The sequence below is a fragment of the Neptunitalea chrysea genome (assembly GCF_027924145.1).
GTDB lineage: Bacteria > Bacteroidota > Bacteroidia > Flavobacteriales > Flavobacteriaceae > Neptunitalea > Neptunitalea chrysea.
Genome location: NZ_BRVP01000006.1, coordinates 69,554 through 92,928, shown reverse-complemented (window position 1 = coordinate 92,928; position 23,375 = coordinate 69,554). Strand labels below are relative to the sequence as shown.

Genomic DNA, 23,375 nt, shown 5'->3' with positions numbered 1-23,375 from the left:
TAATCTGCAAGTTACCTAAATAATTTCCAATCTACCCTAACAGAAAAAACATTTGAATAAATTGCCGCACTTTGATCTCCTATATCTGTTAACGCATAATCTACCTGAATACTTTTATAACGGAAACCAGCACCAATATTAGGCTGAAAACTCATATTTTCAGATCCGTCTAATTGCAATTCATTTTGAAAGTTACCAGCCCCAGCTCTTACAAAAACCATATCTCTATAACCAAACTCAAAACCAACTGCAGGAGTCATACTTACACTTTCAGACGAAAATATATCGTTGGTTTCTGCAAATCTCATATTTAAATCTACCTCAGCCAATAAGGTATAATCAAAATTGAAAACAAATTTTCTACTCACCCCAATTTGAGCCTTGGGTAAAGTAACCTCGGTAGTCTCAGGTATTTCTTGTTCTGGAATCTGATCACTTACCCCATCAAAAATATCTTCATCAATTTGCCATGTATTATAGGTGGTAGTAATGTCACGCAACATAACCCCAAAAGACCAATCGTCTCTTTGATACTGCAAAGCTAAGTCGAACCCAAAACCCCATGAACTTGCAAAATCACCAATTACTCGTCTAATTACTTTGGCATTTCCCCCATAAGAAAGATAATCATTAGTTACCGGCTTACGTGTATAAGAGAAAACAACTCCGTAATCAGCCGCAGAAAATAATGAGATTCTATCATAATCAATATTACCTTGCGAATCTATTAATTGAGTCGTATTCATAATATCATCTACTCCAAACCTAATAAAAGACACCCCTAAAGCACTATAATGATCTATAGGCATAGCAAAACCAACGTAATCATACTGGGCTATATTAGCAAAATAAGCAGCATGCATTAACGCTATTTGCTTATCTTCAAGATGTATTAATCCTGCAGGATTCCAGTATCCCGAATTTACATCATCGGTATGTGCAACTACAGCATTAGCCATTCCAAAAGCTCTAGCATCTACCCCAATATTCATAAACTCATTTGAATATTTAGTAGTTTGCCCAAAAGCAAATGAAGCTGTAAATAGTATTAAAATAAGGAAAAATGGATTTCTCAACGATTCAAATTTTAGCAAATATCTTACTTTTCATCAGATATATAAACTCTATTTTAGATAAGATATTGTTTTACGCAAATTATAACTAACATAAATATTATTTATCTACCACGATAAAATAGGATGGTACTAAGTGTTTTAAAAATAATATTTATGTCCATAAAAGCACTTCTATGCTTAATATAATATAAATCGTATTGCAATTTTTTTAAGCTATCTTCTTCAGATGCTCCATACTCTGTGCTTACCTGAGCCCAACCGGTAACCCCTGGTTTTATCATATGTCTAACTTCATAAAAAGGTATTACTTTTGAAAGATCTCTTACAAACACAGGTCTTTCAGGCCTAGGACCAATCATACTCATTTCACCTTTAAGAACATTAATAAACTGAGGCATTTCATCTAATCTCGACTTTCTTAAAAAATTTCCAAAAAGTGTGATTCTCGGGTCATTTTGTTGCGCCCAAACAGCACCCTGTTTTTCAGCATCAACCACCATGCTTCGCAATTTAATTATTTTAAAATACTCTCCATTCTTACCCACACGCTCTTGTACATAAAACAATGGTCCTCTATTCCCTATTAAGTTACCTATGATAATAACAGGAAAACATATTAACAACCCTATTAAACCTATAAAAGATAATAAGATGTCTAATAACCTACTAAAGAATAAATACAAGCGGTTTTGATTACTTCTACTAAAAGGAAAGTATTTATAAAAATCTTTACCAACATATTGTACCGGAACTCTATTTGTAAGATCTTCATAAACATGAGTATACTCTTTAATCGGCACACCTTTTTCTAACAATCGAATAAGTACATCTACTATTTGCTCAGGAAATTCTACTTTACTGTTTGAAGCTACTATCACTTCTGAAACCTTTTGTTCTCCAACTGTTTGAAATAGCTTATCAAAAGGAATAATAGTAACTTTTACATCTTTTAACTCCGAATTATCAGTAATTACGGCTCCTGTTATTACAAAGGTTAAAGCATCATTAGTAATGGTTTTTACCATTAATTCTACTTCAGAAGCAGTACCTACCAGTAATATAGTTTTGTAAAATCTAGGAGACGACACAAAAAACACATAACAATACCTCCAAGACATTAACGACATAGTTACCGCCAAATAAAAATAAATCAACTGCATACGGTTATCCGGTAATACCGGTGTATAGTATGGCGTTAAAAGAAAAAACAATGTGGTTAAAGAAGCCACTACTAAAACATTCTGTATTATTTGATCTGATTTAGCTACTTTTTGCAGATTATACATCTCTAAAACTGTTGCAAAAACATTGTAATACAGAAGTAACACAAACACCCAATACCAGTTGGTAGAACTGATTAGAAAATAATCAAATTGAAAAATTTCACCAACCAAAATCAACCCAAACAGGATAAATACATTATCAAATATTCTTAATAATATAATCCGTTCAGATAATTCAAGATGGATATTACTCTTTGTTGATGACATAGGGGTCAAATATAAGATTTAAAACTTTTAATTTTACCATTTCTTTTGCTTTCCCCATTTCCTTTTTCGATGAAATAAACTACATCACCCTTGAAATACTTATCTATTTCTTTTTCCAGTAACTTTACTTGGTTAGTTGTTATTTCTTCTTCTATATAAAATAAAAGTTCTCCCTTCTTATGCTGTTCGATATAGTACGTGAGCTTTAATTTATTATGAGTTGCTAAATTTTTAAAAATATAATAGAAATATAAACTTGGATATTCATTTTCTACACCTCTTACTGCCTCACCTATGCGCCCCGTTACTTCTTTTAAGATAGTATGCTTCATTCCACAGGTACATAACTCCGATGTATCTAGCAGTTCTATATAGTCACCTAGTTCATAACGTATAATAGGAAATTTAAAAAGGCTCAAATTGGTGATAACAATCCGATTTTCTATTTCTTCTACTATAACACCCTCCATATTAATGTGCATGTTCCCGTACGGACATTCAAAAGCAATAATACCAGATTCTGTTGCTCCATACTCACTAATAATTGGTTTTCCGAAAGCCTTAACAACCGTATCTCTATAACTTTCATAAATTTTTTCAGAAGTCCCTTTTACCATTTTCAATTTAGTTGGCTTTGGTAAATCTTTCTCCAAAATCATTTTAGCCGTTTGGTATATCATAGAAGAATACCCATGTACATAAGATGCTTTTTGAAGTTTTTTACAAAATGTTTTAAGATTATCATTTTCATAACTAAATAGCCTAAATCGATTCTGTAAAACATCTAGTAACTTCGTCTTTACTTGTGATAAACCACTAAAATTAAACCCCCAAAAGTATCCGTTATATTCCCAAGGTTGAACCCCATACCAGCTATATCCTCTTTTTATAGAGGCTCTATTAAAAGAATCTGCCGATTCTTCTCTTAAAAATTTCAAACTATCACCTGATGTACCCGAGGTAACAGCGTTAAATTGCTTTTTAAACTCCTTAGAACTATGAAGGTAATTTACATTCGCCAACAATTCCTTTTTGGTAAGTACTGGTAATTTCTCAAGATCCTTTAATGTTTGTATATGACTGCTTGTTATGCCTAGCTCATCCCATTTTTGTTTGTAATAAGGAACCGTTTCATAGGCGTGCTTTACCAATATTTTAAGTTGCTTTAACTGATAGTTTTGAAGTGCTTCCATACTCCACCTTTCTGTCTCTTTTAAAAACAAAAAATGTTTATGCAAAGAAGGATTCCTAAATCGTTCCCCTAAATTATATATTGATTTGAATATACGCATCCCTATTGTAGCAACTTATTCCACGTTAATTTAACTACTTCCCAGTCCATATCTTCAACAAATGCTCTCGCATTAGCTGTAATACTCTTCATTTTTTCTGAATTATCTAACAAATATTTCACTCCCTCAACCATTTCTTCTATTTGATTAGAACCCACTAACCAACCGTTTTCCCCGTGTTCTATTAAAAAAGGGATACCTCCTACATTCGTAGATAGTACCGGCAAGCCTAAAGCCATTGCTTCTAAAACACTTACTGGGGTATTATCAATGGTTGTGGTATTAATAAATACATCATAGTCTTTAGATAAATCAATCCATTCTTGTTTTGATAACAATCCTGTAAAAGTCACTGGAATATTATTTTTTAAAGCATATGATTTACATGTTTCTAAACTTCCATCCTTATCTGGTCCTACCATACATAGCTCAGCTTTATACCCTCTTGCGATTAAGGTCTCGCAAACTTTTACAGCCATTACAGGATTATATAAAGAGGCAAAAGAACGTACCCACAATAATTTGCAAGAAACTGACTCTCTTTTTTTAAACGGGTAATTAGTAAGTTCTATAGCGTTAGGTATATAAGTAAGATTTGTATATCCATATTTTTTAAAAGTAGTTTCTAAAAATCTTGAGGGCGCTATGTTTGTATACGACTTACTAAAAAGTTTTTTCGATAATTTATGTGAATTCCTTAAACGATTTTCCAAATTTCCCCCATGCAAAATAGGAATGTATGGTAGTTTTTTTAAGCTACATAATAACGCTATAATAACTGCGTAATAAAAATTAAATGTACTGTAAGTGTCAATTAAAACAATATCTGTTTGCGAGACTCTTTTAAAAAAAACAAGAACCATATCCAGCATTCGTAAAACTTTGTTTTCTATGGATGAGGCATACCAAATATGGTAACCATCTTTCTCTAACCGCATTCCTAACTCTTCGATAGTAGTAACGGTTTTTCCTTTACCCGACAATTTATTGCCTATGTACAGTACGTTCTTTTTCACGTTCTTCATCCTTTTTCTGATATAGCGTTATGACAGATAATCCGTATAAAAATAAAGGCGCTGATATTCTGGTTGCATTATGATTTATAGTTAAAAACCAAAATATAAAAAACGACATTGCTAAAATATTCCTATGAACTACCCAAAACCTAACAAGAGGAGTCAAAAATAGTATGAAAAATGCGAAAAGACCAAATAATCCATGTTCTGCAACTATTCGAGTTATCTCATTATGCGAAGCTGCTTCTATACCCGACTCATCTTCTCTATAGTACTTATTATTTCCCACTCCTATCCCTAAAAACGGATTCTCATTAAACGCTTCTAACTCATATGAAATAAGCTCTTCTCTTCCTCCTAAAGCATCCTCTTTTTCTCGCCCCAACGCATCCTCATTATTATATCGTTTTTCTAATAATCCGTTAGAAATAATATTAGAATACCCCCATATAAGAAACAACAATACACTCAGTCCTCCCAATGTTTTTATTGCATTAGACTTCATCTTTACACCTCCATAATTAACAATAAAAAAAACAAAAGGCACTATTGCTGCAAGTGCTGTAAGCATTCCTCCTCTAGAGAAAGTTAATAGACCTCTGTAGGTTAAATACCCCAGTAAACATGCATTCAAAACTTTAAGCCAAAGAAACTCCGAACAAAGCAGATACCGAAAAAGTAAAATAAAAACTCCCACTCCTAAAATTACACTTACCTGATTAGGTCCATACCCTCCTGATGCCTCAAAATTGGAGGTTGTATTTAAAAACACAGTAGTTAAATTAGATCTGTACAATGCCATATAGGTTGTCATACCTATTACTGGAAGTAAAAACCAGTACAAAATCTTACTTATCTCCTTATAGCTAATTTCCTTATCCATACAGTAAATAGCACAAACACCAGCACAAACAGGACCACTTAAATTAAAAGCAATCACTTTTCTAAACTCCGCTTCAAAACTTAATGGATGTATCCCCGAAACGAAAACACCAGGAAACAACAAAACTACATATAAAATATACCAGAAACTTTTTTTGCTAATCCCTTGATAAAACATTCCAATTATCATCAAAATAATAATCATGTATTTCATCAATTCTGAAAAAAACAGTCCACCAGTCATTTTCATAAAAACATCTGCTCCTGCCAGATATGAACATATTAGCAGTACTTCATTGTTTTTATTTTTAGTTCGGAAAATATAAACAAAAGCCTGAATGATAAGAATAGGAACAAACAGCTTTGCAAGCGGTCTTGCATAAGAGAATAATACACCCAAGCCTATATGAACCAGAAGCCAAAATACTTCGGTATAATATTTCCCTGTACGTTCTCTAAGCTTGTTCATATACCTTTTCTAATCTTTCTAAATAACCAACAATACCATGGTTTTTCATTACATGTTGCGAAAAAACTGTCCCATATTGCAACCGAACATCTTCATTTTGTATTAAAAAACTTAATGCTTTTGCTAATGCATCTGCATTACCCGAAGGAACTAACAACCCATTCTTTTCATGCGTAATCACATTACCACATTCACCAACATTAGTTACAACAACAGGTAAACTCATTAATCCGTATTCTAATAACGCCAAAGGTAACCCTTCCGATTCAGACGCTAAAACCCCAATAGTAGCTTGCGATAAAACATGCCCCGTATCTTGTACACTACCATATAAGAAAATTGATTTTCTTAAATTTAGTTCTTCAATTAATGCATTTATCTGCAAAGAATATGCATCATTAAAATCTTTCCCTACTAAGTGTAACGTCCAATCAGTATACTGTTTTAGCACTAAAGAAAAAGCTTTAATTAAATTTAAATGATCCTTTTGAGGACGGTAATTTGCTAAGCAAATAATTCTTTTAGACACAGTTCCCTTTAATCTAGTAACTGCATCTGTATCTACTGCTGTAACAAAATTAGGTATCATCTCTATCTTTTTAAAACCAACAACATCTCTATTCCAATCCGCTAACTTCTTATTTACAACAACTACACTATTGATTAAGGATTTGCACAACGTAAAAACACGAGAAGAGCGTTCACTTAAAAAATCACTTTTACCATAATGATCATGCCAAACTATTTTAAACCTACAAAACGTAAGTTTAGTTAATACAGCTATAAAGAAAGAGCTACTGTGTGCGTGTACAACCTCAACCTTGTTCCGCTTAATATAAGTCCTAAATAGAAGAATACTTTTTAAATCCAATACCTTGACCCGTTCTAAAAACAGATAATCTACTGTATTAGAAACCGTATCTAGCAAGGCTCCTTCTTTTCTGGTTGTAACCAAGCCAGAAAACGCCCCTTTATTGGCAAATCCATTGGCTATGTTTACAGCCATACGTTCTGCACCTCCCGGTTCTAATGAATCTATCAGTTGTACACTTCGCATAAGTCTTACATCATAAGTTTTTTAATCTCCTCATCAAAATAATCTAAGGTATAGTTTCTAGACCATTTTGCCCCTTCACTTCTCATGATAGTACACTTTTCTTTATCACCAATCAATTTGGCTAAACTTTCGGTATCTGTTTTCAGGTTCATGTTTAACAATATACCTCGTCTTCCTTCATTTAACATATAAGGTACACAAGAAACTTTGGTAGCTATCGGAATACATCCCCAAAACATCGCTTCTGCTACTACTTTTGGCCACCCTTCACTCTTTGAAGGCAAAATCATAAAATGATTGTTACGATATGAACTCTCTACTTCCTGTTTGGTTCTATTTCCCATTAGGGTAACTACTTCTGAAAGGTTATTATTTGCTATGTAATTTTCTAATTCGGGTCTTAGTGTACCATCTCCGTAAACATCCAACTTTACATCAATACCATTTTTTAGTAAGTTTTGTGCTAGTTCAATTACATATAAAGGTTGTTTCCCTGCACTTAAAGCCCCTACAAACATAAGGTTCAATTTTCCAGAATACGATTTATCTGCTATCTCTTTTTTATCCTTTTCATGGTAAGTAGCCGTAAAAAAAGGTTTGATATTTTTAGTGTTATCATTCCAATCTCCATAGACCAACACCTGCATATTTCGAGTTAAAAACGTATTTCTTAATATTTTTCGTTGTAGCTTATAGGTAAAAGGTTGCTTGCTTTGTAAATCCCAATTACCTGCATATTTAGCCGTTTTCTTTTTTTTAGGAAATGCTATTTGTATAATGCATCCTAAAAGCCCCATATTACCCGGACACCTAACATGTATATGATCTGCTTGTTTCATGCCTTTATACAAAGCTCTACAAATACCGGGTGCCTTTATAATGGTAGAAAACAACTCTTTAATTGATAGTAAATTAAACAGTGGAACCTCTGTAAAGGTTATCTTATTATGTTGATAAGGAATATCAATAGGTGAAACTTCTTTTTGTTCCAAAGGAGCTATTACTTCTACCTCATCGCAATATTGTAGCCACAAATTCATTTCGCGTATATACGGTGCATAACCGTAATATCGTTCACTATGCTTAGAGTGCTCTACATGTGTAATAATGAGAAATTTCATGTGTCATTGCTTTGTTTTAAATAATATCTTCAATGGTTTCATTAAGCATAATAAAATCTTGCCCCTGTGCAGCATCAAAATCGTACACACTATAATATTCATTATAATAATTTACTACATTGGTTTGTATATTTTGATAATTCTCTGCGCTCATTTGTAATGCCTTATTAAGTACTTTTTCCATATCCTCCTCCTTTTTATACACCAAGCAGTTTTCACCATCTTTCAATGATGGGTTCAACCAGTCTTCATAATTTAATATAGGAACTACCCCAACAGACATAGCTTCTAAAATATTATGACATAAAGGCATTGTCATTCCCGGAGCACACCAAATAAACTTCGCAGTAGACAAATAATATCTCCATTTCTCTATTGGTAAAGCTCCCGATTGCCATTTCATAATTACCATATTCCGTAAATAGTCTCCGGTCTTTAGTGCTCTAACATAGGCACCTCCTTCTACCTCAACAACTCCTTCTAGTTTTATGAGTTCAGCATATATCTTCCATCTATTTAAAATATTAAAATGATTTTTCATATGATTGGTATCATAAATATGCTTATCCATATTCCCACTCATTACAATACCCACCGATTTTGGTAGTACCTCAGGTTGTTCCATTAAATAATTCGCTGGATGCATTATATACGGTAATGCATTTGGAATATACTCCTGCTGATTATATACCTTCTTATACTTGTAATTTACTTTAAAATCGGCCTTTCCTCGAAACGAAAACTCTTTATGAACTCGAATTTTTGAAAAAGGCTTTTTAAAATACAGATTATCAAAGTCTTTAAACCACCTTATTAAAATGAAATACCTAAACGGAGAAAACTTTATGACCACCGGAAGATTATAATACGCATTAAGTCTAATAATAAGATTTAAATACGTTCGTACCTTTGTTTTATTAGGTAAATCGAGTAAAACAACCTCCTTTTCAGAAGAAAACCAACGAAAATAACTATGGTACTTCTTAACTTCAGATAACTTCTTTTGTATTTTCTTTTTTATTACATTCATTCTGAATCTACCGTAGGCTTTTTAAAAATCAATAAAAGACATCCAACTATTCTTCCCAAAACCTCAGTAAAGGCTTCTTTACTTTTAGATCCTGCAATGTTAGTGACCCTAATGGCTATTAACAGCCATGTTATGCTATACCACTTAAAAATAGCTTTTAAGCTAGGAGACGGATTCTTTACACGCCAAATGTACCAACCGTTTAAGATAACCATTTTACCATACTTATACTTATTAGGTCTTCCCGAAGCATCATGATAATGTGCTAATCTTGCTGAGGTGGCTATCACATTTTTACCAAATTTTAAAGCTCTAAGACTAAAATCAGCATCTTCATAGAGTCCGTATCCTTCAAAATATGATGAAAATTCAATACCATCCAGAACTTCTTTTCTAAACGCCATAGACATTCCAACCAATAAATCTACCTCATAATATTTTCCAGTAAGCGGATAACCCATAGTACGACCATGAGAATATGCTGGTAATTTCCCCGGAGCCAATGTAGAAGATAATCCTAAGTAATTTCTAATTACATTTCTTAAACCTTCTTTACATACATACCCTTCAAACTCATAATACTTTTTAGGATTGTATAACACATCAGACTGTTTAGGTTCCCATCTATTTTCATTAACAGCAACACCTCCAACACCTGTTATTTCCATATCGGTTTTAAAAACCTTTATAGTTTCATAAAAATACTCTTTTTCTAAAACAGTATCATCATCTAAAAAACACACCACATCCATGTCACTTCCCAATTTAGAAATTCCATAATTACGCTGCTTAGTTAATCCTCTATGCTCTTCAGGTGCTTTATAATAAACCAGATTCAGAAAATCACAATCGCTTTCAAGATAATTTTTTGTATCATCGTCTGCAGAACCATCAACAATTAATATCTCATTTGGATATAATGCCTGCTCTAAAACCGAATTCATTAACCTTTTGATAGCATCAAGACGTTTGTATGTGCAAATTATTAAACTAAACTTCATGTTTTTCCTTTAACTTGTTAGCCCAAATAATACTTCTTTCCCATCTTTGTTTAAATACCTTCATATACTTAAACGGGTTTTTTATAGATTGAGATCTATAAAACTTCAACATTAAAGTTGTTTTATACCCATATAACTGCTTTAGCGTACTATACTTTTGCATTACATACATAATAGTAGGCGATGGTTTTGGCTGTAAAGCATCATTATCCCAAGCCTGAACAAATTTTGTTCTAAAACCACCTCTAGGAGCATTTAAATGTGTAATATCAACATCTGCCAAATAAATAACATCTTCTCCAAGATTTCTTAATTGCAATCCAAACTCTGTATCTTCTCCATACCCAAACTCCAAGGCCATATTAAACTTTACCTTTTTGAGTAAGCTACTTTTCATAAAACTATTTCCACTTCCAAAAAACGGTGGTTGAAATGTATGGATATACGTTTTTTGTTCAGAGGGTTTACAATAGGAAGTCATTACCACCTGAACTCCGTATTTCTTGATTCTCTTAAAAACTTCCGAGATTAAATTGCCATCAAAACGATTATCATCATCATTCAAAAAGACCCAATCTGAAGTAACCTTGCTTAATGCAATATTACGAGCATTACACGCACCTGTTTGATGCGTAAAGGTATGATCTATCTCAAAAGGCCATGCTTCTTTAGTAATATAATCTAATTCAGAAACACTCTCCGGTACAGGATTTTGTTCTACAATAATTACTTTAACCGGTAAATGTATTTGGTTTTTGAGATCGGTTAAAACATCATATAAATACTCTTTTCTACCAATGGTAGGTATAATTACATCTATACTGAAATCGCTATCAATTTTCTTTGTTGAACTTACTTCTATGTTCATTGAAGAAGCTTTAAGTCCCCTTTTTTTGAACAAGAACGTCTTAAGAAAAGAACCTACGTATAATTTCTTTTCATAGATTAAAAAATTCAAAAGTAACAACCAGCTCCAAGTAGTTTTATAATGCTCTTTTACAAACCGAAACAATTCTGAAACAGAAGCTACAGGTGTTTCTACTCCGTTTTCTCTATTTATAAGTAAACGTGGATCTGAATAACATAACAACCCTAAAGGCATGTATATCTTTGCTACCGAATTTAAAAAATAAGTAAAGTTTGTTATTTCGTAAAATTCATCCGTAATGTTATTTAAAACTTCTGAGGATGTAACCCCAACCATTCCACTCATTTGCCAAGTTCCATAAGGGAATTCCTTATTTTCATTGCAATATAGAGAGGCATCCACGTAGCCAATAGCTTCTCCCATGTAATTATTAAAAGCATAACTTACCAATAAATTATGATGATGCATTACTTCTGGTAAAATTAATAGATTAAGTAGTTCCTTAACCTCATCAGCGCACCAAACAATTATTTCATTTCGGTACTCCGTAGCTATTTTTTTTAATACCTGAGGTAATGTAAAAGTAGTTACATCATCCCTCAGTTCTATTCCTGTTATCTCAGTAACTCTTTTATAATTGTGATAGACAACTATCATGATAGTAGTTGTGTATAAAATTCAATATTCTTTTCTGCCTGCTTTCTTATATCAAATTTCTCTTCTACATAAACCCTTCCTTCCTTGCCTATATTAAGACTCAATTCTTTATCACTTAAAAGACTTATAATTCTTTGTGAATAGAATTCATGATTAGAGGGGTGTACTAAAAAACCACTTTTCCCATCTTCCATTAACTCTTGGGCCCATCCTATATTACTATTTACTACTGGCTTTTGCATAGCCATAGATTCTATTGTAACCATCCCCAATGTTTCTGCATAAGTAGGAAAGACACATACATGTGCTTTTTGCACCATTTCCCTAACTTTACTATAAGGTATTTTACCCATATAAGTTACTTGCTTACTTAAGGACTCATCCATCATATCTTGAATTAATTCCCATGTAGAGGATGCTCCTGTCTCAATATCAGGTGCATCGCTACCTGCTAAAACTAATTGAGCATTCGGACACCTATTCAATACATTTTTAAAAATATGAGGAAGTTCTAATACTCCTTTTTTTCGAATTAAAGTACCGATGTAAAAAATCAATCCTTCGGTAAAACTCTCAGGTTCATCATTATCAAAATTTTCCAATTTCAAACCATAATGAATTGTCTCTACTTGTTTAGTTACTTTGAATAATTCCTTAGATACTTTCCCTGCATACGCAGTAGGAGCTATAAAAGCATCAGCTCCGCTAACTGCCACTCTTTCAAAAAACTTGTTCTTCCATTTTTGTTTCCTACCTTCAATATGGCAAAAATACGTATCACTCCCATGAAATCGAATTACCAAAGGAATTGGAAACTTCATAAACGCCGTAATTCCTGTCCAATCCGGTGCTTCTATAAGCTGTATTGCTTCTTCCTTAATCTTTCTATTTATAAAAGATTCTATATGTTTTCTATTAAAATAAAAGCCAGGCTTTTTAGTCGTATTTTTAATACTATAAATAGTATGATTCCCTTCTTTAATTTCAAAATTTTTTTCTTGACCATATACGAAAACAGACACTTTAATCTTTTGACTCAGCATTTCTACCAGATTAAATACGCTTGTTCCCAATCCGCCGTCATGTCCAAAAACCTCGTGTGGATAATGAGAAACTATATAGCCAACATGTGTTAATTTTGTCATTTATTATCTAAATAAAATACGTTTAATGGTTCTTTTTAAAGCCTTCACCTGTTCTGTTCTGTATCTTTTTAAACCAAATTTATATCCTCCAAAAATAACAAAAAGTCCTACCGGAACATTCAAATAATCTGAATTTGTTCTATTCGCTCGGTTATTAATCAAAGGAGTATTTTGAAACTTAAAGATGCTAGAAAAAAAGCCGAAATCATAATTATTATCTATAAACTCTTGATAATTAAATGTCTTTGCTATTTTAAAAACAGAAGTATTAGGTTTTAACTGTATACTTTCCACGTTTTTAGTCGCTGTATAATAATATAATAAAGGTGGTGCTATATAAGGTTTATCTTGTAAAAGTTGCTTTTTATTGGTCTCATTTACAACCGAATTAAACTCAAAAAAGGCATTTAGATAGTCTTTCAAACTAGTATCTATTTCTGCCTTTTCTACTACTAAATTATTTAATTTGATACGTTTATTTTCAAAATCATACGGTAACCACCGCTTCGGAAAATAATCTTTATCGTTTAGTTCTTTTGCTTTTGCTCCTCTAAAATTTTGTAAGGGTCTTATAATCTTCGAACATTCCTTTTCTCCTAACCAGGCAGACCACCACGAAAAAGTAGAATTACTAATAATAAAATGATCGCATAATGAGCCCAAACATAATTGCTCTACAGCTGAAAGATTTTCTCCAAAAAAAGCATTCTCTAAAAATGAAAAATGAAACTTACTATAATTCAGATCATCACTACAGATAATCAAATTTTTAGTAGTAAGCCAATCGGGAAAATGAGAGCAAAGCGCATTTATAAAAAACTGAATAGGCGTCTGGAAATAGTCAGGATGATTTACAAAATCACCTCTTCTAATAGAGAGGAGTATGGTCTCCTTTGTAAACGCTTCTTTATAATTGTTTTTTACCTTTTCTACTACCTCATCACTAAATTTAAAATAGTGTTTTGTTTTAGCTACATCAAAATAGTTTTCTGTTTGTAACCACCCCTCTAAATCATAATCTGTATCAATACTTAGATTCCATTTATGATGTTCGTATAACTTTTCATCTTCATGCTGAAAATCTATAGTATCTGTATCTATAATTGGTAACCTATTTTTAAAATACTGCTGATACTGCCACTTTTTAAAACCGTAATCTACCCCAAGGTCTGATGCCAAACCAATAGTAGAAGCTATTTGAAATAGCTGGTTTCCTAAATTCCCTTTTCTTCCTATTTTACTAAAGGTTAGCATATATACTTTTTTGTAGTTATTGAATATGTTAGAAACCTACTTGATAAGTTGGTTGATAGATTTCCAGATATTCTCACAAGCTTCAGTTGGTGTATTACCAACAATAACACTAAACCATTGTTTGGTTACAGGAACCGGATTCACTTCACCGTCTAGTACAGACTTCACTCTATCCTTTAACTCCTCTTTATTCAACGCCCATAGTACTGCATCCTTAGAAGGCATCGATCTAAAATGTACATAGTGGTAATTCTGACCAATATCTCTTATCCCTTTTTTTAACTGTGGCTGTTCGTAATTATAATAAATACACGGTTTATCATGCGCTACAAAATCAAATACCGTAGAAGAACATACATTGGTAACTAGCTCTGTATGCTTACACACATTTACCAACATGGCAAAATCTTCTTTTGAAGGTGCTATCTCATTCCAGCTACTTCCTATCTGTTCCCATATAGGATCAATTACCGTTATTACATCGGTATACCCATCTATTACCTTTTGGTATCTATCGGTAAAATCAACCGGACATTTTCTATAAATAATCCCCAGATTATACCCTTCTCCATTTAAACCTCTTACCGCTTTTGCTAAATCTTCTAAATAATACTGATCTAAAGGAGAAGTAGTCTCATCGTCTCCTGAGAAGCAAATGTATTTTTTCTCTATATCTAAATTATGTTCGGCGAAAAAAGTCTCTCTTGGTACTACCAACGATTCATCAAAATGAGGCCCAAATTGCGGTGTACCCGTAACCACTACCTGTTCTTCTTTAATAAAAGGATAATACTGTAATAATTCAGATTTCATATGATCGCTCCAAACATAGTAATAATCGGTTTCTACCACCAACATAGCCTTGGGCACATTGTCCCATGAATATATAAAGGTAATGGTAGGTATTCCTAGATCTTTTGCTGCTAATAATGGAGCAATGGCTTGTGTAGCACGCTGACTGGTACTCATAACCGCCACAGGTCTGTGCTCTTCTAATTGTTGCTTACAATACTTATATTTAGAAGTACTGCGTTCTAGTTGTTTTATTTTTTCTCTGATGCTTACTACCCCACGTTCAGATGATTTTAAACCTATAAGCAATCTAATTAATCCTGATTTTATCTTATTATTAAGTCCGTTAATACTTAACGGAAACTTATACATCTGATACACAGCATCCGATAATTTTTTAGTCCAAACATTCAATTCGGTACGTTTTCTGGCTCTACTATATATTGGGGTAAGCGAGTGTATGGTTTGGTCTTCTATAACCACTTCATTATAACCCAATCGGTCTTTTATAGAAAAGTTGGTGTTATTCCAATAGCATACATCTATGCCTTGCTTTTCTCCTTCTTCCTTAAAATTAGTTAACGCAAAATTCCGTAATCCTATACCATCCGGAAAAAGCACAAAAACCTTTTTAGCCATACTAAGCTTCTATTAAATAAAATTATGAGGTATGCCTCTTTGAACTGATTTCTCTATTATCGAGTCAAAATTAACATTTTAAAAACATCCTACTTATTAATTTTAGATTAAAAGCAAATTATGTTGTTATACTGAATTTGTCCTTAGGTATCAAATATTTATATTTGCCTTCAATATTTTAATTTTCTTTATGACACAAAATACGTACAAACCACCTTTTGTTATTGCCGAGATAGGATGTAACCACAAAGGAGAAATGGAAATAGCAAAGGAACTTATAAAAGTTGCCAAAATCTTTTGTAATGCCGATGCTGTAAAATTTCAGAAACGACATAACAAAGAGTTATTGACAGAAGAGCAATACAACGCGCCACACCCTAACCCGGTAAACTCGTATGGTGATACTTATGGAGCGCACAGAGAGTTTTTAGAATTTTCTGTAGAGCAACATCAAGAGCTTAAAGATTTTTGTGAAGAAATAGGAATTGTATATTCTACCTCTGTTTGGGATACTACTTCTGCCAAAGAAATAGCGTCTTTAAATCCTGAGTTTATTAAAATACCATCGGCTTGTAATAACCATTACGAAATGTTAGAATGGCTTTGTGAAAATTACAGTGGTGAAATTCACATTTCGACCGGTATGACTTCTAAAGATGAGATTGAAGATCTTATTACTTTCTTTACTGAAAAAGGAAGAAACAAAGATTTAGTTGTATACAACTGTACGTCAGGGTATCCGGTACCTTTTGAAGATGTTTGTTTATTAGATATTACACTTTTAATTGAAAAGTATGCTGATAAGGTAAAACACATAGGATTTTCTGGTCACCATCTTGGAATTGCTGTAGATATTGCTGCCTATACCTTAGGAGCTAATATTATTGAAAGACACTATACCATTGACAGAACTTGGAAAGGAACAGACCATGCAGCATCTTTAGAACCTATGGGACTTAGAAAATTAAAAAGAGATCTTACTGCTGTACACAAAGCACTTTCTTTTAAAAACACCGATATCTTAGCCATTGAGCAAGTACAAAGAGATAAATTAAAATATAGAAAGTAATTAGTAACGCTTTTGAGTTTACTTAATCGAGTGTAACTACTCAGAGACAAGTCTTAGAATAATTTACTAAAACATATTATTCAATCTTAGTGGATTGATACTTTTAAAAGCTTCCGTTTTACGGAGGCTTTTTTTGTTTTGTCCCGTCCTGAAATAAGTTGACATAAACACAACAGTATCACTCTCAATAACAGATAGATACAATTGCTATCAAAATGCTTTGACTGAAAGAATTAATGGAATACTAAAACAAGAGTTCCTAATTTATAAATGTAAAAACAATAAAGTGCTTGCCAGAATCGAGTGACACTTACAATAACTTAAGAACATTTGAGTTTAAATATGAAAACTCCAAACTTTATATATAAAAAAACCAGAGAAGCTAGCTTCTCTGGTTCATTTATAGTTTAATCAAAAATTGTTAACCTATTTTTTAAGGGTGTACATTATCTTACGAGTATTAAATCTAAATTATAGAGTTATTTAACCTCTTCAAAATCTACATCCTGAACATCGTCTCCTTGGCTGGCATCATCACCTGCAGCTTCCGCTCCACCTGTTGGATCTTGTCCTGCACCCGGAGCTCCTTGTTGTGCTTCCGCTTGTGCTTTGTACATTTCTTCGGACGCCACTTTCCAAGCTTCGTTAATTTTATCTAACGCTGGTTGAATGGTATCAACATCTTTGGTTTCATACGCTTTTTTCAATTCTTCTAAAGCGCTTTCAATATTTGCTTTCTTATCAGCAGATAATTTATCTCCAAACTCACCTAATTGCTTTTCAGTTTGGAAAATCATTCCGTCTGCTTCATTAAGCTTATCTACTTTTTCTTTAGCCTTTTTATCAGCATCTGCATTTGCTTCAGCCTCCGCTTTCATCTTGTTGATTTCTTCGTCAGTTAATCCTGATGAAGCTTCAATTCTAATGTTTTGCTCTTTGTTAGTTCCTTTATCTTTAGCAGAAACATTGATAATACCGTTGGCATCTATATCAAATGTTACTTCAATTTGAGGAACCCCTCTTGGCGCTGGTGGAATACCGTCTAAGTGGAATCTACCAATTGTTTTGTTATCGGCAGCCATTGGTCTCTCCCCTTGAATCACGTGAATTTCTACAGAAGGCTGATTATCTGCAGCCGTAGAGAATACTTGTGATTTTTTAGTTGGGATGGTAGTGTTAGACTCAATTAACTTAGTCATTACACCTCCCATAGTTTCAATACCTAAAGAAAGCGGTGTAACGTCTAATAAAAGTACATCTTTAACATCACCTGTTAATACCCCACCTTGAATAGCAGCTCCAACAGCAACAACTTCGTCAGGGTTCACCCCTTTAGAAGGTTTCTTACCAAAGAATTTTTCTACAGCTTCCTGTACAGCAGGAATACGAGTAGAACCACCTACTAAAATAATCTCATCGATATCGTTAGCTGATAATCCTGCATTTTTTAATGCCGTTTTACAAGGTGCAATTGTTCTTTCTACTAAATCGTGAATTAATTGCTCAAATTTAGCTCTGGTTAACGTACGCACCAAGTGTTTTGGCCCGCTAGCAGTAGCTGTAACATATGGCAAGTTAATCTCTGTTTGTGTAGAAGAAGACAACTCAATCTTAGCTTTTTCAGCAGCTTCTTTTAAACGCTGTAATGCCATAGCATCCTTACGTAAATCCATGCTTTCTTCTGCGTTGAACTCCTCTGCTAACCAATCAATAATTTTCTCATCAACATCATCACCACCTAAGTGTGTATCACCATCGGTAGCTAATACTTCAAATACACCGTCTCCTAACTCAAGGATAGAAACGTCATGTGTACCACCACCAAAGTCAAATACTACAATCTTTTGGTCAGAGTTTTTCTTATCTAAACCATACGCTAACGCAGCAGCCGTAGGCTCATTAATAATACGTTGCACTTTTAATCCTGCAATCTCTCCGGCTTCTTTTGTAGCCTGACGTTGAGAATCGTTAAAGTAAGCTGGCACAGTAATTACTGCTTCACTTACATCGGTACCTAAATAATCTTCTGCAGTTTTCTTCATTTTTTGAAGAATCATAGCAGATAATTCCTGAGGTGTATATAAACGTCCGTTAATATCTACACGAGGTGTGTCATTATCTCCTTTTACTACTGAATAAGGTACTCTATCGGCTTCTCGTTGCGACTCAGAGAACTTATTCCCCATAAAACGCTTAATCGAATAAATCGTTTTGTGTGGGTTTGTTACTGCCTGACGTTTCGCAGGATCTCCAACTTTAATCTCGCCTCCATCAACAAATGCAATTACCGATGGGGTTGTTCTTTTACCTTCTGCATTAGGAATTACTACCGGCTCATTACCTTCCATTACAGATACACATGAGTTGGTAGTCCCTAAATCTATACCTATTATCTTACTCATAGTTTTGTTATATTGTATGTATTAAATAAATATTCTTTAAAAACTGATACACTTTAGTCAATGATTATGCCAAGCGCAGATAACTGACAAGGTGTCACAATTTAAAGTTTTATTTATTTATTCTTGCCATAATTTAAACACAGCTGCACAGTCAAGGCCTGCCATTCCTTGTTGTTTTGCCAGTGTATATTCCTCTTTTGCTGTATTTGTAAAAAGCATCGCTTCGTTTAGTTCAAACACAATATTGGTAAATAGCAGCAAGTCTTTCTGAAGATGTATTAACGAAAAGCAGCAAGTAAAGGCCTACTAACAGCTACCCAGCAAAACATGCCTGTTTTTTCTCTATCCCCATAGTCATGCCCAGTATCAAACTTTCGAAAAAGGTCAGCATACTTTGTAATGGCATTTGGTTAATCATAAGTTTCATAACCTGTAGGCTTACCCATGAATGCCTAAAAGAACGATTTTAAGGGATACTTACAAATTAACTCGTTATCTGCTTTTAATAAATTCATAGCCATACGATCCCATAATTACCCAATCCCATAAAACCAACTTTCATATACTCTATTTTCTAAACAAGACACAAAAGTAGGTTGAACTAAACTGTCAAAAGTGTGTTAAGATTCTATTATTGGCAGGGTCGACCTCCTCCCATTTGGGAAATTAGTGGGATTTCAACCAAACAAAAACGGGGATCTTAATTAAGATCCCCGTTTTTGTTTATTCAAATCGTTCGTTATACCTTATAATCCATTCACAAGCTTCGCGTATGGCTCCATTGCCCGAATCAGCATTTATTAAAACATCGGCATAAGGTTTTACCCGCTCTGTAGCATTATTGGGCACCAATGCCCAACCTACACTACATAAATTTGCCAAATCGTTTACGTCATCACCCATATAAGCAAACTCGGCTAATTCTAAAGCATTTTCCTTTATAATATGAGCTATTAACGCATATTTATCTTTAACTCCCAGATATACATTCTCAATTTTAAGCTTTTTCATACGAGCAGCTACCAGTGGAGAATTTTCAGAAGTCATTACCATCACGTTAATATTATCCTCTCTTAAAATTTCAAGCCCCATACCATCTCTCATATCAAATTCTTTTGTATGTTCACCTTCAGCAGTATATGTTATAGCCCCACTTGTAAACACCCCGTCTACATCTAACACCAAATGCGTTATTTTTTTAGGAGTTCTGTTTCGTTTTAAACGCTGCGCCAATAATTTTTCTACAATTAGCCAGTCGGATTTCGAGTCTATTTCGGTTAACGACTCTTCCGCCATCTCAACTGTTGCTATAGTACCACTAATTCTATTACTAGAATCTTTAAAAGCTTTTGCTGTGGTACAATATACAGCTCCATTTTCTATAAGAAGCCCTTCAAAATCCTGACGCCTAGGTCTATTAAAAACATTGTAATTATAAGCAGTCCCTTCTTTACCCCATGTAAAACGATGTGTATTTACTACCGTTAAAGCAGCATCATAGTTATCTGCTACAATCTTCTGAATACATGCATCGATATCTGAATACAAGGTAAATGGAGAGGTAGCCTGTAATAAACATAAAAGATCAAAATCGTAATTTATTTTCTCAGAAAACTCTACCATTGCTGCTTCTGTAGAAGCTGTATCACTTGCATTTTCATCACTACGTAACAAAGCCTTTACCTTTGCTGTCCAATGATATTCTTTTTCTATAAATGAAATAACATCCGAATCATCTGTAAAAACATATACTTCATCTAAATCAGAAAAGATGGCTTCTTTTAAAACCCATGTAAATAAAGGACGACCAACTATTTTCTTTTTGTTTTTATTAGGTATTCCTACTGAACCTTTTCGTATAGGGATTAGTCCTATTTTTTTCATATCTATTTATCTAACTTAAAACTTGTTGGTATTTTTTTAGCACTTCACTTTTTACCATATTATATTCAAACCTTTTACATAGCGCTCTATTCTCATTTACAATAGCTACATACGAATCAGATATAGTAGAAATTACTTTGGTTAAAACACTCTGAATATGTAATATATCTTCGCAATCCTGAATCAGAAATCCGTTCTTTCCGTCTTCAATAAGTTCTTGTGTAGCCCCTCCTGGATTTGACTGTACAGGGATAACATCCATACACATCGCCTCTAACAAAGTATTTGGTGTTCCATCAGAATCACTATTTCCAACGTATACAACAGAAGTCCCCATTAACTCAAGAACCTTATCATGTTTTATCCGTTCATTCACTTGCAGGTTTGTCCATGACTTAAATTCTGAATTATGAATATAATCCAACACTTCTTTACCAGCTCCAAAAATTACAATATTATAATCAGAAAACAGCCTTTTACAAGCTAGTAATGATTTCAAGACTTCTATTGCCCTACCTGATCGTCCCTGATAGCCTTTTATTAAAATATCCTTACGTTTAGATATATCTTTCTTTAGAGAATCCATCAAAGTAAAATCAAAACCTCCTCCTCCTGGAAATGCCCCTAAAAACTCACCATCAAATCCGTGCTTCTTTGCTATATTATAATCCCTATGACAATCTGTAAACAAATAGTCTACTCTAGGTAAAACACGTTTAATATCTTTAAGATATTCTGGCTGATTCTGAAAATAGAAAAGGTCACTACCCCATGAACTATATATCCATTTAATGTCCTTATATTTTTCCATTACTCCAATAATAGGCGTACAAGAGACATATAATGCAAAACTATGAACTATATCAGGCTGAATTTCCTTAAGTTTTTCTTCAAAAACAGCAACAGTACTTTTCTCATTTATTCGCCCTATACTCCGGTAAATATTAGGAAGTTGCTTTTTTAAGAAAATCCGACCAGGATAATTCCATCTCAGTTTCCAATCGGTAATTTGATCCACCCAATTAATTCTGGGTATTTTAGTAGCACCATCTGTTATATCAAACCAATACACCTCATAATTTTCCTCCTTTAATTGGTCTACCCATCTAAAAAAATGAAGTGTGGGCATGGAAACCATCAAAATTTTCTTAGGCTTTCTCATACGGAGTAAAAGTTAAGACAATTTCATCGTTGCTCCAGTTAATTGAATAATTATAAGACGCTAATCTATGATGACTTATTAATTGTAACAACAACATATTATTTGCTTCCTCTATTGTATATGAATGAATGCTCTTCCTGCCAAGAATCTTCTTTATCTGATTCTTTAAGCTTTTAGCGCCTTTTTCATAGGTTATAATTAATTCTACAGAGACTGATAATTCGGGAAGTACACCAAACAATAAAGCATCTAACTTCCTTTTCTCGGTTGTAATTTTCATCTCCCTATCTATATTTTTTAGTTTTTGTACCTGTGATTCGGAAGTAAGTTCCCCCCAATTAAATTTTGTATTTGCTACAGTGGCTCCCGAATGAAATTGTTGCCACATATAATCGTGATTAATACGTTCTAAATTGGTATGAAATGGAGCCGTGCTATTTTTTGATCTGTACGCCTTTGGATGCCATTGATGTTTTACAAGAATTTCTTTCTCATAAAAATATACATCATACCCTGCGTTTTTTAATCGAAGATGAACATCGGTATCTTCAGCTCCCCAACCATGATAAAATTCATCATACCCATTAATTGATTTTAATACATCCGTTCTGTATAACGTAGTCCCTGTAACATCTTGATTCCCATAGAATTCTGTCTCATATTCATTAAATCCCAAATCCTTTTTGGTTTCCTCTTCCGATAAAAAACCATATTTAAAATAAACACAATCATACTGCTTCATCATTTCTTTACAGTATTTCACCATATCCTTATGATATACCAAATCAATATCACCCATTAAGAAATAAGGTGTCTTACATTTCTTAAATGCAATATTTATAGCTCTGCTTTTATTCCATAACTGACCCTGTGTAGAAACATAAATACTTGTCACAAAAGTATAGTCCTCCAATAACTTTTCTAACTGCTCTACAAAACTATTATCGCTACCATAATCTACTAAAAACAGCTTAAAATCTTCATCAGATTGCTGATATAACGAATCTAAACATCGTTTAACTATGTATAAATCTCTATTTCGGTATGTTAATACAATTGTTAGCATATA

Annotated in this window: 19 protein-coding genes and 1 pseudogene; 2 read left to right on the top strand and 18 right to left on the bottom strand. The window is 33.4% G+C overall.

The features are described from left to right. Window positions 1-11 precede the first annotated feature (11 nt). The 13 genes from NBRC110019_RS05570 to NBRC110019_RS05510 form a co-directional block, all read right to left on the bottom strand. Window positions 12-1,076 carry a putative type IX sorting system protein PorV2 gene (locus NBRC110019_RS05570; protein ID WP_281753116.1) on the bottom strand — a complete coding sequence of 355 codons (1,065 nt, stop codon included), beginning with the start codon at window positions 1,074-1,076 and terminating at the stop codon, window positions 12-14. 101 nt (window positions 1,077-1,177) lie between these two features. After that, entirely contained in the window at window positions 1,178-2,566 is a 1,389-nt protein-coding gene (locus NBRC110019_RS05565; protein WP_281753115.1) for a sugar transferase, read from the bottom strand. Window positions 2,567-2,571: 5 nt separating this feature from the next. After that, window positions 2,572-3,759: a phenylacetate--CoA ligase family protein gene (locus NBRC110019_RS05560; protein ID WP_281753114.1), complete on the bottom strand. Its 1,188-nt coding sequence runs from the start codon at window positions 3,757-3,759 to the stop codon at window positions 2,572-2,574. Window positions 3,760-3,860: 101 nt separating this feature from the next. Further along, window positions 3,861-4,883: a glycosyltransferase family 4 protein gene (locus tag NBRC110019_RS05555; protein ID WP_281753113.1), complete on the bottom strand. Its 1,023-nt coding sequence runs from the start codon at window positions 4,881-4,883 to the stop codon at window positions 3,861-3,863. After that, window positions 4,843-6,225 carry an O-antigen ligase family protein gene (locus tag NBRC110019_RS05550; protein ID WP_281753112.1) on the bottom strand — a complete coding sequence of 461 codons (1,383 nt, stop codon included), beginning with the start codon at window positions 6,223-6,225 and terminating at the stop codon, window positions 4,843-4,845. Before NBRC110019_RS05550 ends, NBRC110019_RS05555 begins: the two co-directional genes overlap by 41 nt. Continuing rightward, window positions 6,212-7,282, bottom strand: a complete 1,071-nt coding sequence (locus NBRC110019_RS05545) for a glycosyltransferase (protein WP_281753111.1) — start codon at window positions 7,280-7,282, stop codon at window positions 6,212-6,214. Before NBRC110019_RS05545 ends, NBRC110019_RS05550 begins: the two co-directional genes overlap by 14 nt. 5 nt (window positions 7,283-7,287) lie before the next feature. Beyond that, entirely contained in the window at window positions 7,288-8,403 is a 1,116-nt protein-coding gene (locus NBRC110019_RS05540; protein WP_281753110.1) for a glycosyltransferase family 4 protein, read from the bottom strand. Between the two features lie 16 nt (window positions 8,404-8,419). Then, the gene (locus tag NBRC110019_RS05535; protein WP_281753109.1) at window positions 8,420-9,433 is read right to left on the bottom strand and encodes an ATPase; all 1,014 of its coding nucleotides are present in this window, start codon (window positions 9,431-9,433) and stop codon (window positions 8,420-8,422) included. After that, the gene (locus tag NBRC110019_RS05530; RefSeq protein WP_281753108.1) at window positions 9,430-10,434 is read right to left on the bottom strand and encodes a glycosyltransferase family 2 protein; all 1,005 of its coding nucleotides are present in this window, start codon (window positions 10,432-10,434) and stop codon (window positions 9,430-9,432) included. Before NBRC110019_RS05530 ends, NBRC110019_RS05535 begins: the two co-directional genes overlap by 4 nt. Then, a complete protein-coding gene (locus NBRC110019_RS05525; protein ID WP_281753107.1) occupies window positions 10,424-11,959 on the bottom strand; it encodes a glycosyltransferase family 2 protein in 1,536 nt (511 codons plus the stop codon). The genes NBRC110019_RS05530 and NBRC110019_RS05525 overlap by 11 nt, the downstream gene beginning before the upstream one ends. After that, window positions 11,956-13,104 carry a glycosyltransferase family 4 protein gene (locus NBRC110019_RS05520; protein WP_281753106.1) on the bottom strand — a complete coding sequence of 383 codons (1,149 nt, stop codon included), beginning with the start codon at window positions 13,102-13,104 and terminating at the stop codon, window positions 11,956-11,958. Before NBRC110019_RS05520 ends, NBRC110019_RS05525 begins: the two co-directional genes overlap by 4 nt. Before the next feature lie 3 nt (window positions 13,105-13,107). Next, on the bottom strand, window positions 13,108-14,358 hold the full coding sequence (locus NBRC110019_RS05515) for an alpha-1,2-fucosyltransferase (protein WP_281753105.1): 1,251 nt from the start codon (window positions 14,356-14,358) through the stop codon (window positions 13,108-13,110). A gap of 36 nt (window positions 14,359-14,394) precedes the next feature. Further along, window positions 14,395-15,789, bottom strand: a complete 1,395-nt coding sequence (locus NBRC110019_RS05510; RefSeq protein WP_281753104.1) for a UDP-glycosyltransferase — start codon at window positions 15,787-15,789, stop codon at window positions 14,395-14,397. Between the two features lie 190 nt (window positions 15,790-15,979). On the opposite strand from NBRC110019_RS05510, the gene NBRC110019_RS05505 reads away from it, so the two are divergent. Together NBRC110019_RS05505 and NBRC110019_RS05500 are read left to right on the top strand one after the other, a co-directional pair. Beyond that, a complete protein-coding gene (locus tag NBRC110019_RS05505) occupies window positions 15,980-16,858 on the top strand; it encodes an N-acetylneuraminate synthase family protein (protein ID WP_281753103.1) in 879 nt (292 codons plus the stop codon). Window positions 16,859-17,033: 175 nt separating this feature from the next. Further along, window positions 17,034-17,269, top strand: a pseudogene (locus NBRC110019_RS05500) (integrase core domain-containing protein); the annotation flags it as partial. Window positions 17,270-17,337: 68 nt separating this feature from the next. On the opposite strand, the gene dnaK reads toward NBRC110019_RS05500, so the two are convergent. The 5 genes from dnaK to NBRC110019_RS05475 all read right to left on the bottom strand — a co-directional run bounded on the left by dnaK (window position 17,338) and on the right by NBRC110019_RS05475 (window position 23,372). Continuing rightward, window positions 17,338-19,260 (bottom strand): molecular chaperone DnaK, encoded by a 1,923-nt coding sequence (gene dnaK, locus NBRC110019_RS05495; RefSeq protein WP_281753102.1) that lies wholly within the window; start codon window positions 19,258-19,260, stop codon window positions 17,338-17,340. 117 nt (window positions 19,261-19,377) lie between these two features. Beyond that, the gene (locus NBRC110019_RS05490; RefSeq protein WP_281753101.1) at window positions 19,378-19,500 is read right to left on the bottom strand and encodes a hypothetical protein; all 123 of its coding nucleotides are present in this window, start codon (window positions 19,498-19,500) and stop codon (window positions 19,378-19,380) included. A gap of 483 nt (window positions 19,501-19,983) precedes the next feature. Further along, window positions 19,984-21,144 carry an acylneuraminate cytidylyltransferase gene (locus tag NBRC110019_RS05485; protein ID WP_281753100.1) on the bottom strand — a complete coding sequence of 387 codons (1,161 nt, stop codon included), beginning with the start codon at window positions 21,142-21,144 and terminating at the stop codon, window positions 19,984-19,986. Between the two features lie 10 nt (window positions 21,145-21,154). Then, a complete protein-coding gene (locus NBRC110019_RS05480) occupies window positions 21,155-22,306 on the bottom strand; it encodes a glycosyltransferase (protein WP_281753099.1) in 1,152 nt (383 codons plus the stop codon). Further along, window positions 22,293-23,372: a glycosyltransferase family 2 protein gene (locus tag NBRC110019_RS05475; RefSeq protein ID WP_281753098.1), complete on the bottom strand. Its 1,080-nt coding sequence runs from the start codon at window positions 23,370-23,372 to the stop codon at window positions 22,293-22,295. The genes NBRC110019_RS05480 and NBRC110019_RS05475 overlap by 14 nt, the downstream gene beginning before the upstream one ends. Window positions 23,373-23,375: the final 3 nt, after the last annotated feature.

Excerpts from the sequence above, each read along its gene's own strand:
- NBRC110019_RS05565 (WP_281753115.1), bottom strand. The coding sequence starts at position 2,566 with ATGTCATCAACAAAGAGTAATATCCATCTTGAATTATCTGAACGGATT.
- NBRC110019_RS05560 (WP_281753114.1), bottom strand. The coding sequence starts at position 3,759 with ATGGAAGCACTTCAAAACTATCAGTTAAAGCAACTTAAAATATTGGTA.
- NBRC110019_RS05555 (WP_281753113.1), bottom strand. The coding sequence starts at position 4,883 with ATGAAGAACGTGAAAAAGAACGTACTGTACATAGGCAATAAATTGTCG.
- NBRC110019_RS05550 (WP_281753112.1), bottom strand. The coding sequence starts at position 6,225 with ATGAACAAGCTTAGAGAACGTACAGGGAAATATTATACCGAAGTATTT.
- NBRC110019_RS05545 (WP_281753111.1), bottom strand. The coding sequence starts at position 7,282 with ATGCGAAGTGTACAACTGATAGATTCATTAGAACCGGGAGGTGCAGAA.
- NBRC110019_RS05540 (WP_281753110.1), bottom strand. The coding sequence starts at position 8,403 with ATGAAATTTCTCATTATTACACATGTAGAGCACTCTAAGCATAGTGAA.
- NBRC110019_RS05535 (WP_281753109.1), bottom strand. The coding sequence starts at position 9,433 with ATGAATGTAATAAAAAAGAAAATACAAAAGAAGTTATCTGAAGTTAAG.
- NBRC110019_RS05530 (WP_281753108.1), bottom strand. The coding sequence starts at position 10,434 with ATGAAGTTTAGTTTAATAATTTGCACATACAAACGTCTTGATGCTATC.
- NBRC110019_RS05525 (WP_281753107.1), bottom strand. The coding sequence starts at position 11,959 with ATGATAGTTGTCTATCACAATTATAAAAGAGTTACTGAGATAACAGGA.
- NBRC110019_RS05520 (WP_281753106.1), bottom strand. The coding sequence starts at position 13,104 with ATGACAAAATTAACACATGTTGGCTATATAGTTTCTCATTATCCACAC.
- NBRC110019_RS05515 (WP_281753105.1), bottom strand. The coding sequence starts at position 14,358 with ATGCTAACCTTTAGTAAAATAGGAAGAAAAGGGAATTTAGGAAACCAG.
- NBRC110019_RS05510 (WP_281753104.1), bottom strand. The coding sequence starts at position 15,789 with ATGGCTAAAAAGGTTTTTGTGCTTTTTCCGGATGGTATAGGATTACGG.
- NBRC110019_RS05505 (WP_281753103.1), top strand. The coding sequence starts at position 15,980 with ATGACACAAAATACGTACAAACCACCTTTTGTTATTGCCGAGATAGGA.
- dnaK (WP_281753102.1), bottom strand. The coding sequence starts at position 19,260 with ATGAGTAAGATAATAGGTATAGATTTAGGGACTACCAACTCATGTGTA.
- NBRC110019_RS05485 (WP_281753100.1), bottom strand. The coding sequence starts at position 21,144 with ATGAAAAAAATAGGACTAATCCCTATACGAAAAGGTTCAGTAGGAATA.
- NBRC110019_RS05480 (WP_281753099.1), bottom strand. The coding sequence starts at position 22,306 with ATGAGAAAGCCTAAGAAAATTTTGATGGTTTCCATGCCCACACTTCAT.
- NBRC110019_RS05475 (WP_281753098.1), bottom strand. The coding sequence starts at position 23,372 with ATGCTAACAATTGTATTAACATACCGAAATAGAGATTTATACATAGTT.